This is a genomic window from Saccharothrix sp. ALI-22-I (genome assembly GCF_001984175.1).
Classification (GTDB): domain Bacteria; phylum Actinomycetota; class Actinomycetes; order Mycobacteriales; family Pseudonocardiaceae; genus Actinosynnema.
This window is the reverse complement of sequence record NZ_MTQP01000061.1, coordinates 113,305-127,702: the sequence shown is the minus strand read 5'-3', so window position 1 is coordinate 127,702 and position 14,398 is coordinate 113,305. Positions and strand designations below refer to the sequence as shown.

Sequence of the window (14,398 nt, the reverse complement as noted above, 5' to 3'; positions counted from 1 at the left end):
TTGGGCTGACCGGCGAGCCGGCTCAGCGCGGCGTAGCGCAGGTGCGCGCTTTCAGCCACGAGAGCGTCCTGCACGGCTTCCCCGGCGTTGCCGAAAGGTGATCTATCGGGATGAACGGTGTAGGGGGTGCTTCCGTACGGCTAGGTACCGCCCCCGCGGCAACCGCTGTTCAACCCGATACAGGAGACTTCCATGGAGTTCGCACGGATCGCCCGCAGAGCACTCGGCCTGTCCGCGGTGACGGTCACCGCGGCAGTGGCCGTGCTGGCGATGACGGCACCGGCGTCAGCGCACGTGCCGGAGCTCAAGGCGGAGTGCAAGGACGACAAGGCCATCCTTTCCGTGAAACTCAGGGCGTACGCGGGCGGCAACTCGAACACGATCAAGATCAAGGACGGCGACGAGACCCTCAAGGACCAGAAGTTCGGCCAGTCCTACGAGGAGAAGTTCACCAGACCGGGCGACGTCGCCCACGTCTTCACCGTCACGGTGAAGGCGGGCGACGGTGACCAGTTCTCGTTCACCAAGAAGCTGAAGACCCCGCCGTGCGTCACGGGGACGACTACCACCACCACGTCCGCGACTACCACCACCACGTCGACCACCACGACCACCACCACCGTCGGCACGACGACCACGACTGAGCCGACGACGACCACCACGACCACCACGACGACGCCGATCGAGACCACGCCGACGACGACCACGACGACCACGACGTCGTCCCTGCCGACCACGACGACCACCGGCATCGTGCCGGTCAGCAACGAGTCGGACTTGGCGAACACCGGCGCCTCGACCGCCGTCCCGCTGGTGATCGGCCTGGTCCTGCTCGGCGCGGGTGGCCTGGCGCTGTTCATGCTGCGCCGCCGTCGCACCGCCGAATAAGCGGAACCCGCACGAAGAAGCCGGTCAGGCCAACGCCCGACCGGCTTCTCGTGTTGGAGTCCTGCGGTTCCCAGGGGTCAACTGTCAAGAACGTCCGCGATCATCGGATCGCCTTCCGGGTGCGGGCTCCCCTAACGTGCGCGACGGCTCTACCGATGCTCACCGCTGGGGGTTCCCGATGCGAGTTCGCCGTCTACTGGTCGCGGTCGGCTCCCTGATGCTGATCTCGCCCCTGCCCGCGCTCGCCGCCGACCCGCCCGGTACCGGGCAACCCGGCGAGTACCGCCCGGTCCGCGGGCCTTCGGCCCCCGCCGAACACCGGTTCCTGCAGAAGGCCCTCCGCGGCGAGACCATCCCGCGCCACGCACATGACCTCGCCGCCGCCCAAGCCGACAGTCTTCCCTCCACCAGCGCGCGGTGGCGTTCGATCGGTCCGACGAACATCGGCGGCCGGATCGTGAGCCTGGCGCTGGACCCGAAGCGGGCCGACACCGTCTACGCGGCCGCGGCGAGCGGCGGGCTGTGGCGGTCCACCGACGCCGGGCGCACCTTCGCGCCGGCCTGGCCGGACAACTCGACGCAGGCCATGGGCGCGGTGGCCGCCGCGGGTGACGGCACGCTGTACGTCGGGACCGGCGAGGCCAACCCGGGCGGCGGCAGCGTGACCTACGAAGGCACCGGCGTCTACCGCTCCACCGACGGCGGCACGACGTGGCGCAACACCGGCCTGCGGGACTCCGGCACCATCGGCGGGATCGCGATCGACAAGACCGACCCCAACCGGCTCTTCGTCGCCGCCAACGGGTCCCTGTACAGCCCGGGTGGCGAGCGGGGCGTGTACCTGTCCACCAACGGTGGCGGCAGCTGGCAGCGCGTGCTCGACGTCGCGAACGAGTTCACCGGCGCGGTCGACGTGCAGATCGACCCGACCGACCCCAAGCGCGTGTACGCCGTTATGTGGGACCACCGGCGGACTCCGGTCCAGCGGATCTACGGCGGCGTGGGCTCCGGCGTGTTCCGGTCCGTCGACGGCGGCCTGACCTGGCAGCGGCTCGCGGGTGGGCTGCCGTCCGCCGGGCCCGACGTCGGCCGGATCGGCATCGGCGTCTCGGCGTCCGAACCGGGCCGGCTGTACGTGATCGTCAACAGCACCGCGGGCCCGTTCGCCGGTTTCTACACCTCGGCTGACGCCGGTGACAGCTGGACGCGGCTGCCCGAGCCGGACGTGCTGAAGTCCTCGCAGTCGAGTTTCGGCTGGTGGTTCGGCAAGGTCTGGGTGGACCCGGACGACTCCGAGCGCGTGCACCTCGCCGGTGTGCCGCTGATGACGACAAAGGACGGTGGCGCGACCTGGACGGCGGACGACGTTTCCATCCACGTCGACCACCACGCCATGGTCTGGGACCCCCGTTACCCGGCGCGGGCCTACCTGGGCAACGACGGCGGCGTGTACCGGTCGGATGCCGACGGCGACGGCGGCTGGGTCAAGGCCGAACACGAACCGTGGACGCAGTTCTACAGCGTGGCGATCACCCCGCAGGACGTCACGCGGGTCTCCGGCGGCACCCAGGACAACGGGTCGCTGCGGTCGTGGGGCGGACCGGCGTTCAACGAGTACCTGGGCGGGGACGGTGAGGAGAACATCATCAACCCGCGGGACAAGGACAACGTCTTCGCCTGCTACCAGTACGGCAACTGCTTCCGGTCGACCGACGGCGGCACGACGATGGACTACTTCACCCCCGGCACCACCGCGGACCGGCGCAACTGGTTCACCCCGGTGCAGTTCGACCCGTCGCACCCGAAGGTCCTGTACTACGGCGGGAACCGGCTCAACCGGTCGGCCGACGGCGGCGTGACCTGGACGCCGATCAGCCCCGACCTGACCGGCGGGCCGGGCCAGGACGCCTACCCGTACGGCACGATCACCACGGTCGCCGCCGCACCGTCGGACCCGCGCACGATCTGGGTCGGCACCGACGACGGCCGGGTGTGGATCACCCGCGACCTGGGCGCCACCTGGACGAAGGTGCTCGACGGCCAGCCGTGGGTGACCCGGATCGCGGTGTCCGAACGTGACGCCGCGACGGCGTACGTGACGCTGTCCGGCTACCGGTCCGGTTCGTCGCAGCCCCACGTGCTGGCGACCCGTTCGGCGGGCGCCAGGTGGACCGACATCTCGGGCAACCTGCCGTCCGCTCCGGTCAACGACGTCGTTCTCGGCCGCGCGGGGCAGGTGTACGTGGCCACGGACCAGGGCGTGTTCGTCGGCGACACGGTCGCGGCCGGGCGCTGGCTCCGCCTGGGCCGGGGCATGCCCCGGGTCGCGGTCGACGACATCGAGTACGACGGCCGTAACCACCGACTCGTGGCGGCGACGTTCGGCCGGGGGATCTACGAGACTTCGGTCCCCTGATCGCCGCCTGACGGGAAACTCGTCGACAGGCGATTAACATCACCGGGTGCAGGAACTGCGGGTCATCAAGGGCGACGCGACGAGCCCTCAGGCGAAGGGGCCGAAGATCGTCGCGCACGTCTGCAACGATCTCGGCGGGTGGGGCAAGGGCTTCGTCCTGGCGGTCTCGAAGCGGTGGCCGGAACCGGAACGGGCCTACCGGGACTGGCATCGAGGGCGAGCCGGCAACGACTTCGGCCTCGGTGCCACCCAACTGGTCCAAGTCCGTGCTGACACGTGGGTCGCCAACATGGTCGCCCAACGGGGCATCCGCACCGGCAGCAACGGGCCACCGATCCGCTACGACGCTGTGGCGCACTGCCTGTCCGCCCTCGCCGACCACGCGCTGCGACTCGATGCCGGTGTGCACATGCCCCGCATCGGTTGCGGCCTCGCCGGCGGCAAGTGGGAGCGCATCGAACCGATCATCGCCGAAACGTTGTTGGCCCGCGACGTGCCCACCACGGTGTACGACTTCGACTGACCGCGCGCCTTCCATCCATAAGGACACCGCACCCGCTCTAAGGTGGGTCCATGGACGCGGATCGCGTGGCACGGGAGGTGGTGGACATGCGGTCCTACTCGCCGGACGGCACCGAGGACGTGCCGGTGCTGGAGCTGTTCCACCGGGTGGCCGCGACGGTGCCCGCGTACCGGAAGTTCCTCACGGAGCACGACATCCGGCCCGGCGACATCAGGACCGTGGACGCCTTCCGGGGCCTTCCGCTGACCGACAAGGAGAACTACCACCGCCGCTACCCGCTGCCCGAGCTGTGCCGCGACGGTCGACTCGACGGGTGCGACATCGTGGCCGTGTCGTCCGGGTCGAGCGGCCGGCCGACCGTGTGGCCGCGTTCCGTGCTCGACGAACGGCAGATCGCCCGCCGCTTCGAACAGGTCTTCCGCGACGCCTTCCGGGCGCACGAACGCAGCACCCTCGCCGTGGTCTGCTTCCCGTTGGGCACGTGGGTGGGCGGCCTGTACACGATGTCGTGCCTGCGCTTCCTCGGGCCGCTGGGCGCGGGCTACCCGATCACGGTGGTCGCGCCGGGCAACAACAAGGCGGAGATCCTGCGGGTGCTGCCGGACCTGGCCGGGCACTTCGAGCAGGTCGTGCTGCTGGGTTACCCGCCGTTCGTCAAGGACGTGGTGGACACCGGTCTGGCCGCCGGGTTCGACTGGTCGCGGCACGCGGTGAAACTGGTGCTGGCGGGCGAGGTCTTCAGCGAGCAGTGGCGTGACCTCGTCGCGCAGCGGCTCGGCATGGCCGATCCCGTGCGGGACACGGCGTCGCTGTACGGGACGGCGGACGGTGGCGTGCTCGGCAACGAAACCCCGCTGTCGGTGTCGATCCGGCGTTTCCTGGCCGCACGGCCGGAGCTCTCGCGTGAGCTGTTCGGCGAGTCACGCCTACCGACCCTGGTCCAGTACGACCCGACGAGCCGGTTCTTCGAGGAGCAGCGGGGAACCCTGCTGTTCTCCGGGGACAACGGCGTGCCCCTGATCCGCTACCACATCGCGGACGAGGGTGGCCTGGTGTCCCATGCGGACATGATGGACTTCTGCGTCAGCAACGGGTTCACGCCGGAGTTCGACAACGACGAGCCGTTCGTCTACGTCTTCGGTCGGTCGCTGTTCACGGTGTCGTTCTTCGGTGCCAACGTCTACCCGGAGAACGTGACGGTCGGCTTGGAGCAGCCGGGCGTGAGCGACTTCGTGACCGGGAAGTTCGTGCTGGAGACCGTTGCGGACGCCGACGAGAACACCTCGCTGCGGGTGACGGTCGAACTGGCTCCCGGGCGGACCGGTGACGCGGACCTGGTGGCGGCCTCGATCCGGGACCAGCTGGTCCGGCTCAACAGCGAGTTCGCGCACTACGTCCCGGCGGAACGCCAACTGCCGCAAGTGGTCCTGCACCCGACCGGAGACCCGGAGTACTTCCCGGTCGGCGTCAAGCACCGCTACACGCGACCGTCGTGACCCAGCCAAGATCACGAACTCTGGCTGGAGTACTAGGCAGAGGTGGTTGTCACAGTGGCGATTTCGTGGGCAACGCGGAAGTTGCTCGACAGGTACGTCAGTGATCCGACGATGGTGACCTGGCGGTTGGAAAAGCTCGTCGAATGGGGTGAGGGTGGTGCATCCACGGATTGCAACGGCGGGCTGATCCTGGGCATCGCATTGCATGGTGACGCGGCACGTGCTGAATTCACTCGACTGTTGTGGAACCCACGCTGGGAGGCATGCGGCGGCGGAGGCGGGTGATCGGCGAGCGCGGCGGCGAGCAGCTACTGCACGGCGAGCCGCACCCGGGCAACGTGCTCACCACGAAGACCGGGCTGCTGTTCATAGACTTCGAGACGTGCTGCCGTGGGCCTGTCGAATTCGACCTCGCCCATGCGCCCGAAGAAGTCGGCGAGCACTATCCGGGTGTCAATCAACGCTTGCTACGCGAGTGCCGGGTCCTCGTGCTGGCGATGATCACAACGTGGCGCTGGGATCGGGGTGACCAATTCCCGAACGGGCGCCGGCTGGGCACAGAGTGGCTCAGCCAGTCGGACGTCGGATGCTGCGGTCCGCCCGGACCGCGGCTGCCGCGTTCGCCCACGGGGGTGACGACCTGGTCATCGACGAGTTGCTGCTGACCCCGGATCTGCTGCCGGAATGGATGGACGCGTTGTCGGGTCTGGAAGTGCTGCTGGTGTGCGTCACGTGCCCGCTCGCGGTTGCTGAACAGCGCGAACGCGACCGGCGCAACCCGATCGGGCTCGCACGAGGCCACTACCGCATGGTTCACGACCACGGCACCACCTACGACATGACCGTCGACAGCACCATGGGAACGCCCGCCGAACTGGCCAGAGCCGTACTGCGCAGGCAACTCCTCCGGTAGGGCCCCGCGGATGGGCGGTAACCTCCGAGACTCCGCTGCGTCATTGCCGGACCGATCAACACCCCTCGGATGGAGCAGTGCTGTCTGTGTGATCCGCGCAACGTCAAGCCACTCCCAGGCGTCAGTAATCAGTGGGCACAAGCTTTCTACTGATGGGGGAGTGCGCGTGAAACGACGAATGCGGCTGCTCGCGGGTGTGGCGGCGTTAGCCGCCGCGATGGCGACGGCGCCGCCGGGAGCGGGCAGTGCGGCAGCGGTCCCGTTATCGCCGGGCGCTGCGACCGCGTCCGGCGGGCAGTGGGTCACCTTGGTCAGTGGGCACCGCGTGTTCGTCTCGCGCAACGCGCAGGGCCGGTGGTCGGTGCTCACCGAGCCCGAGGCAGGTGGCAGGTCCGCCGCGTTCATCCAGTACGCCAAGCGCAACGGCGCCGAGACCGACCTGTACGTGGTGCCGCAGGACGCGGCGGCGCTGGTGCGGTCCGGGACGCTGGACGAGGAGCTGTTCAACGTCTCCGGACTGGTCCGGCAGCGCTACGACGACGCACGCAGCGACACGATGCCGCTGCTGGTCGAGTACGCGGACGTGACGGCGTTCGCCGCACCGGAGGGCGCTCGGATCGAGCGGGAGTTGCCCGACCTGCGCTTGGCGGCCGTCGCGGAGAGCAAGACCGACGCACGCCGGTTCTGGTCGGCCGTCACCGGCGGCCAACAGGGCGCGGCCCAGCTGGCGGGCGGCCCCCGTCGGATCTGGCTGAACTCGCGCATCGAGGCGGCGCTGGACGTCAGCGTCCCGCAGACCGGCGCGCCCGTCGCCTGGGCCGACGGCCTGACCGGCCAGGACGTCACGGTGGCCGTGCTGGACACCGGCTACGACAGCACGCACCCCGACTTGGCGGACAAGGTCACGGTCAGCCAGGACTTCAGCGGCACGGGCAGTGCACGGGACGGCCACGGGCACGGCACGCACGTCGCCTCCACCATCGCGGGCTCCGGCGCGGCGTCGGGCGGCAAGTACAAGGGCGTCGCGCCGGGCGCCAAGCTGGCCATCGGCAAGGTGCTCGACGACGGCGGGTCGGGCCAGCTGGACGACGTCATCGCCGGGATGCGGTGGGCGGCGGCCGAAGCCGGGGCCAAGGTGGTGAACCTGAGCCTGGGCTCGGGCCCCACCGACGGCACCGACCCGGCGTCGCAGGCGGTCAACACCCTGAGCGCCCAGTACGGCACGCTGTTCGTGGTGGCGGCCGGGAACTTCGGCAGTGACGAAGCGGTCTCCAGCCCGGCGTCGGCCGACGCCGCGCTCGCGGTCGGCAGCGTCACCAAGTCCGGCGCGCTGTCGGACTTCTCCAGTCGCGGTCCGCGGCTGACCGACGCCGCGGTCAAGCCGGAGATCGCCGCGCCGGGCTCGGACATCGTCGCGGCCAAGGCCGTGGACGGGCAGATCGGCGAGCCGGTGGACCAGCACTACACCAAGCTGTCCGGCACGTCGATGGCCACGCCGCACACCGCGGGCGCGGCGGCGATCCTGGCCCAGCGGCACCCGGATTGGACCGGTGAACGCCTCAAGGCCGCACTGGTGGGCACGGCGGCGCCGGTGGCGGACGCGGGCGTGTACGCGGTCGGCGGCGGTCTGGTCGACGTGGCCCGGGCGACGAAGCAGGAGGTCCAGGTCGCGCCCGGCACGGTCAACTCCTACCTGAAGTGGCCCGGCACCCAGCCGGACGCGCGTGCGGTGACCTACACCAACCCCACCGCCGCGCCGATCACCCTGGCGCTGGACCTCAAGCTGGCCGACGGCCAGGGGCAGGCTCCGCCGGCCGGGTTGGCCGTGCTGTCCGCGTCCACGGTGACGATCCCGGCCGGGGGCAAGGCGGACGTCACGCTCACCTTGACGCCGCGATCGGGCAAGCCGGGCGTGTACGGCGGCGTGCTCACCGCGATCTCGGCGGACGGCGCGATCCGGCTGCGCACCCCGGTCGGCATCCACGACGAGCCGGAGATGCACGACCTGACCGTGACGGCGAAGAACCGCGACGGCGCCGCGCTGGGACCCCAGGACGGCGCCTTCACGATGGTGGTCAACCTCGACAACGGTGACGTGTGGTTCGGCTCCCCGGGCGAGACGCTCCGGGTGCCTGCGGGGAGGTACTCGGTGGTCGGTGCCGCGAGTACGCCCAGGCCGGGCGCAATGCCCCTGGAGAGCACCTTCGTCGACCCCGACGTGCGGGTGTCGCGCACCACGACGGTGAACTTCGACCTGCGCAAGGGCAAGCGGGTCTCGCACACCACCGACCAACCGGCGGCGCGCGGCGGCGTGTGGACCTCGCAGTTCAGGTTCTCGATCACCGACCGCCCGGAGTACCCGACGGGCTTCACCTACGGGGTCGACCCCCGGTTCACCGAGCTGTACACGCAGTCGGAGGAGCGGCGGTTCGTGCCCTGGTTCGGCTACGCCGACAACCTCCGGCTGGAGGAGCCCGAACTGGAGGTGTACGCCGAGGGGCCGCAGCGGTTCGAGCTGCCCGCGGGCTGGCTCCGCGGCTCGCCGACGCCCAGCGGGACCCAACGACTGGCGACCGTCCACGGTGGACAGGGCAGGCCCGAGGACCTGGCCGGCATCGACGCCAAGGACAAGCTCGTGGTGCTGGAACTGCCCGGTCAGATGACGTACGAGGAGGTCTACGCGCGCATCCGGGCGGTCAAGGACGCGGGCGGCAAGGTGGTGGCTGTCGGCGTCCTGGAGGAGACGGTGGCGGCGGACCGGCTGGACGACGAGTTCCCGGCCGTGCTGCCGACGTTGCGGCTGTACGAGGAGCCGGGCAGGCGGTTCGCCGAGCTGGCCCGGAAGGGCGGGCTGACGACGAGCTTCACCGCCCGGTCCAGCAGCGCCTACCGCTACGAACTGGCCTACCCGTCACCGGGCCAGCTGCCCCGGCAGCTGACCACGGTGGCCAAGACCGCCGACCTCGCCGCGGTGCGCATGGTCTACCACGGCGGCACCGAGCAGGAGCCGCCGACCACCAGCGCCTCGATGGAGGGGCTGAACGGCGAGATCAGCACCCAGTGGAGCATGGCAGCCGTGCCGCACGCCGAACGCGTCGAGTACTTCACGCCGGGTAAGTGGCGCATCGAGGTGGGCGGCTGGTGGGCCGCGTCGGGCAGAGCCTCCGAGCGGGCCACCCTGGAACGCGGTAAGTCCTACCGGATGCAGTGGCACGCGGCGGTGGCCGCGCCGGGGTTCGCCGGCACGACCACCAACGAACTGGGCGAGAACCACCCGTGGGCCTGGCGCACCGGCGACCTGCTGGACATCACGGTGCCGTTCTTCGCCGACGCGGCCGGGCACGCCAGGGCGGCCGAGCCGTTCTTCGGCTACGACACGGGTTCGACCACGTTGTACCGGGACGGCCGGGTCGTCGGCACGCAGGACCAGCCGGGACGCGGTGTGTTCGTGGTGCCCGGTGACGAGGGCACGTACCGGTTGACCGCCGACGTCAGCCGCGAGAACCTGCCGTGGTGGCCGCTGTCCACGAAGGTCAGCGGCAGCTGGACGTTCCGCTCCGGGTTCCGCCAGGGACCGGGTGGGGCACTCCCGCTGCTCTCGGTGGGCTTCGCACCCGCCGTCGACCTGCACAACGTCGCGCCGGGCGGGCGGTTCACCTTCCCGGTCACGGTGAACCGGCAGGACAAGGCGCCCGACGCGAAGTCGCTGGAGCTGGAGATCTCCTTCGACGACGGCACCACCTGGACACCCGTTCCGGTCAGTCGTGACGGCAAGCGGTGGACGGCGACCGTCACCAACCCGGCCGGCGGGTTCGCATCGCTGCGCGCCAAGGCGGCGGACGCGGACGGCAACGCCGTGGAGCAGACCGTGATCCGGGCGTACCGGATCGGCTAGCCGGCGGTCCAAGCGCAGGGCGGGTTGTCCGGACACACCCCGGACAACCCGCCTCGGGCGTTCCGACCTCGGAACAGTCGTGCTCACCGAGCTGGAAGCTCTGGTGGTGGACCGCGCCTTCCCCGGCCCGCAGCCGGGTCGGCTATGGGCCGTTGTTTACAACACTACGTTGTTCAGGTGGCGACGAAATCGTCTGCGTCGCTCTTTGCGGCGCCGAACCGTCCATAGCGGACAGGAAATTGGGAACCGGGTGACGGTGCCGGTCTCAGATGCGGTGACGCAGCATCGCCTCGGCGGTCCGCTCGTCGCCGTACCCCCGCAGGCCCTCCACCACACCGTCCACGTCCTCGGCCGAACGGTTCTGGCTCAGCTTGAACTTCGCCTCGACGCGGCTGATCGCGACCTCGACGCCGACGATCGCCCGCAGTTGACCGGTGATGAACCGCTCCGGAGCGTCGTCCACCGCCCACGGCCGGGGCATCGCGGCCTCGTGGTGGGCGCTCAGCCGCCGCACGAGATCGCCCACCCACTCCGGGTCGTCGTGCACGGTCAGGGTGCCGTAGACGTGCGCGGTGACGTAATTCCACGTCGGCACCACGCGCCCGTGCTCGGCCTTGGACGCGTACCAGGTCGGGCTGACGTAGGCGTCGGGGCCGCGCACGATCACCATCGCCTCGCCGATCACCGGCCGCCGCCACTGCTCGTTGTTGCGCGCCACGTGCCCCGCCAGCACGCGACGGTCCGCGTCGTACACCATCGGCAGGGGAGTGCACAGCAGCCCATCGGCGGTGGCCGTGACGAGATCGGCGACACCGTGGTGGGTCAGCAGGTCGTGGACGGCCTGCTCATCGCCGGCGAAGTGAGCGGGGATGTACATGCCGCCACGCTAACCAGCCCCGCAATGGTTATGTCAACAGTCCAGGTGTCACGGCCGTGTAAGTGTCGCAGTTCGCGAGGTCGAGCCGGCTTTCCTGTTCGGATTCACCGTGTTGTGAAGGTTTCGTCGAGCTTTCCTCCTTCTCCATCTGCACGCGCTGGCGCATCCTTGGTCGGCTCGCGGTACCGCTGATCTTGGAGCAGACGCGCTGAACAGCCGCCGAACGCGCGTTGAATCGCCTGCTCACAGCCGGTATGCATGAGCGGTGGACACGGGTCATCGTCAGGACGGACAGCCGGACGTCGTATTGCGCGTATTGGGCGAGGTGGAGGTCCGTCTGGACGGCAGACCGGTGCCGATAGGTCATGCCCGGCAGCGGTCGGTGTTGGCGGTGCTGCTGCTGGAGGCCAACCGGGTGGTGTCAGTGGATGGCCTGCTGGACCGGGTCTGGGGCGAGCGTCCGCCGAGCCAGGCCCGGTCGGTGTTGCGTACTTACGTGTCGCGCCTGCGTCGTGCCCTCGTGCCGATCGGGGTGACGATTACTCGGCGGGACAGCGGCTACGTGCTGGCCGCCGAACCTGGAACCGTCGACGTGCACCGCTTCCACCGGCTGCTCGCCCTGGCACGGGAGACGGGAGACCCACGACAAGCCCTCGCCCTGGTCGAGAACGCGATGGCGCTGTGGAGGGGCGAGCCATTGGCCGGATTGCAGACCTCATGGGCGCATGCGGTGCGGGAGCGACTACGGCATGAGCGCTTCGCCGCCGAAACCGATCAGATCGACTGGCGGTTACAGCACGGCCTGCACAGCGAACTGCTCCCGGAGCTGACAGTGCGGGCCGCCGTCCACCCGCTGGACGAGCGCGTCGCCGGGCAGTTCATGCTCGCGCTGTACCGCAGCGGACGCCAGGCTGACGCCTTGGAGCACTACCAGCGCGTCCGCACCCGACTGGTCGACGACCTCGGCACCGACCCCGGGCCGCGGCTACAGCGGCTCCACGAGCAGATCCTCCAGGCCGACCCGGAACTGACCGTCCCGGCGGACACGGAGACCGAGTCCGTGGCACCGTCACCCGTGCCACGGCAGTTGCCCATGGCACCACGGTCGTTCACCGGCCGAACGGACGAGCTCGCCGCGTTGACCGCCGCCCTGGACACCGCGCCGGCGGATCAGGGGGCGGCGGTGTTGGTCTCCGCGATCGGCGGAGCGGGCGGCATCGGCAAGACCTGGCTGGCGCTGCACTGGGCGCACCACAACGCCGACCGGTTCCCCGACGGGCAGTTGTTCGTCGACCTGCACGGCTTCAGCCCGACCAACCGTCCGGTGGAGCCGGACGACGCGGTGCGCGGGTTCCTCACGGCCCTGGGCGTCGCCCCCGACCGTATCGCGGACGACCTGGACGCCAAGGCGGCGCTGTACCGCAGCCTCGTCGCGGGGAAACGGATGCTGGTGGTGCTGGACAACGCCGCCACCACCGACCAGGTCGCCCCGCTGCTGCCCGGCACACCCACCTGCACCGTGCTGGTCACCGGCCGCACCAGGCTCGCCTCCCTGATCGACCGGTACGGCGCCCGCCACGTGCAACTGGACGTCCTCACCGCCGACGAGGCCCGCGTCCTGCTGACCGGACGCCTGGGCGCGGAACGGGTGGCCGCCGAACCCGACGCCACCGACGACCTGATCGACCTGTGCGGGCGCTACCCGCTCGCATTGTCGATCGTGACGCGCCACGCCCACACCCGCCCGCACGTACCGCTGGCCGAGTTCGCCGCCGAACTGCGTGAACTGGGCCTGGACATGCTGGACCACCACGACGACCCCGCCGCCAGCCTGCCCACGGTGCTGTCCTGGTCCCTGCACGGCCTGACCGCCGAACAGCGCACGATGTTCGCACTGCTGGGCATCACCCCCGGCTCCGACACGACCCTGCCCGCCGTGGTCTCCCTCACCTGCCTGCCCCCGGCCCGCGCACACAGGGCGTTGTCGGCGTTGGAGGAGGCGTCGCTGATCGAGCGGCGGCCGCACGGTCGCTACGCGATGCACGACCTGGTCCGCGACTACGCCGCCACCACCGCCCACACCACCCTGCCCGACGACGTGCGGGAGGCGGCCCTGGTGCGGGTGATGGACTTCTACCTGCACACCGCCCACACCGCTGACCGCCTCCTGAACTCCCACAGACCGCTCGTGCAACTCGACCCGCCCGCGCCCGGCGTCCACCCGCACCCGCTGCTCGACGCCGCGTCGGCGATGGCCTGGTTGGACGCCGAGCACGCCACCCTCCTGGTCACTCAGCGCGCCGCGGTCGCCCTCGGCCGCCACCACGTCGTCTGGCACCTCGCCTGGACACTGGACGCCTTCTACCGCCGGCGGGGGCACCGGCGCGACGCGCTCGCCGCGTGGCGGGCGGCGCTGGATGCCGCCGCCCACCTGCCCGACCCCACCACCCGCATCCACGCCCACCGAAACCTCGGCCACGCTTGCTCCCGGCTGGGCCTGCACGAGGACGCCACAGGGCACCTGGACCGGGCCCTCGCACTGGCCGTGCGTCACCGCGACGCCACCGAACAGGCATACACCCACCGGACGCTCGCGGCCGCCTGGGGAGAACGGGGGGATGACCGGCGGGCACTGGACCACGCCCGACACGCCCTCGACCTTCACCGCACCCTCGACCTGCCGGTGCGGGAAGCCGACGCGATCAACGCGGTGGGTTGGTTCGCCGCGCGCCTGGGCGAGTTCGACACCGCCCGTGACCACTGCCGCGCCGCCCTCACCATGCACCGACACCACCACAACCTTGACGGCGAGGCACATTCTCTGGGCAACCTGGGGTACATCGCCCACAACACCGGCCGGTATCACCAGGCTCTCGCGTACTACCGCCAGTCCATTGACCTCCTCCGGCGGAGCGGTGACACCTACTACGAGGCGCTGGCCCAGGATTGGACGGGGCAGACGCACGCCGCCCTCGGCCGGCACGCGCAGGCCCGCAAGGTGTGGCGGGAGGCGCTGAAGCTGTACCGGCAGCAGGGGCGCGACACCGATGCCGAACGTATGCAACGGCAGCTCGACGCCTTGGAGGACTCTTGAGCCACAACCTCGCCCGGCGTCCGGCTGGGACGCACTCCAGAAGAGGGTCACACCGCGTCCACAGTGGACAGCCGAAAGTGGGCGTCCCGCCGGACACCTCGACCGAGCCTGGCCCGGCACCGGCCGTACCGCCAGTCCGAAGTAGCCGACAAGCGGGTTTGGGCGCAGCCTTCGGATAGTCTGAAGTCGTGGGTACCGACCGTTTCAGCGTGAGGGCGACGGCCGCTGAGGGTGTGCGGGATGCGCTCGGGATAGAGCCGACAGTGGACGCCCTGCTGGACAGGCTCAGCCGGCAA

General features: G+C 70.3%; 9 protein-coding genes. 8 read left to right on the top strand and 1 reads right to left on the bottom strand.

Annotated features, from left to right (window positions below):
* Positions 1–192: 192 nt before the first annotated feature.
* The 7 genes from ALI22I_RS47875 (at position 193) to ALI22I_RS21085 (ending at position 10,131) form a co-directional block, all read left to right on the top strand.
* Positions 193–888, top strand: a complete 696-nt coding sequence (locus tag ALI22I_RS47875) for an LPXTG cell wall anchor domain-containing protein (RefSeq protein WP_083751898.1) — start codon at positions 193–195, stop codon at positions 886–888.
* A 178-nt stretch (positions 889–1,066) separates the two neighbouring features.
* On the top strand, positions 1,067–3,304 hold the full coding sequence (locus ALI22I_RS21110; RefSeq protein WP_077007256.1) for a WD40/YVTN/BNR-like repeat-containing protein: 2,238 nt from the start codon (positions 1,067–1,069) through the stop codon (positions 3,302–3,304).
* A gap of 46 nt (positions 3,305–3,350) precedes the next feature.
* On the top strand, positions 3,351–3,827 hold the full coding sequence (locus ALI22I_RS21105) for a macro domain-containing protein (protein WP_077007255.1): 477 nt from the start codon (positions 3,351–3,353) through the stop codon (positions 3,825–3,827).
* A gap of 50 nt (positions 3,828–3,877) precedes the next feature.
* Positions 3,878–5,323 carry a phenylacetate--CoA ligase family protein gene (locus tag ALI22I_RS21100; RefSeq protein ID WP_238598491.1) on the top strand — a complete coding sequence of 482 codons (1,446 nt, stop codon included), beginning with the start codon at positions 3,878–3,880 and terminating at the stop codon, positions 5,321–5,323.
* A gap of 263 nt (positions 5,324–5,586) precedes the next feature.
* A complete protein-coding gene (locus tag ALI22I_RS21095) occupies positions 5,587–5,988 on the top strand; it encodes a phosphotransferase family protein (protein WP_202971039.1) in 402 nt (133 codons plus the stop codon).
* Positions 5,886–6,236: a phosphotransferase-like protein gene (locus tag ALI22I_RS21090; RefSeq protein WP_274522988.1), complete on the top strand. Its 351-nt coding sequence runs from the start codon at positions 5,886–5,888 to the stop codon at positions 6,234–6,236. The genes ALI22I_RS21095 and ALI22I_RS21090 overlap by 103 nt, the downstream gene beginning before the upstream one ends.
* 166 nt (positions 6,237–6,402) lie before the next feature.
* The gene (locus tag ALI22I_RS21085; protein ID WP_179118303.1) at positions 6,403–10,131 is read left to right on the top strand and encodes a S8 family peptidase; all 3,729 of its coding nucleotides are present in this window, start codon (positions 6,403–6,405) and stop codon (positions 10,129–10,131) included.
* 265 nt (positions 10,132–10,396) lie between these two features.
* Here the strand turns inward: ALI22I_RS21085 and ALI22I_RS21080 are convergent, their stop codons facing one another.
* A complete protein-coding gene (locus tag ALI22I_RS21080; protein WP_077007253.1) occupies positions 10,397–11,008 on the bottom strand; it encodes an FMN-binding negative transcriptional regulator in 612 nt (203 codons plus the stop codon).
* A gap of 352 nt (positions 11,009–11,360) precedes the next feature.
* On the opposite strand from ALI22I_RS21080, the gene ALI22I_RS21075 reads away from it, so the two are divergent.
* Entirely contained in the window at positions 11,361–14,102 is a 2,742-nt protein-coding gene (locus ALI22I_RS21075) for an AfsR/SARP family transcriptional regulator (RefSeq protein WP_238598489.1), read from the top strand.
* Positions 14,103–14,398 lie beyond the last annotated feature (296 nt).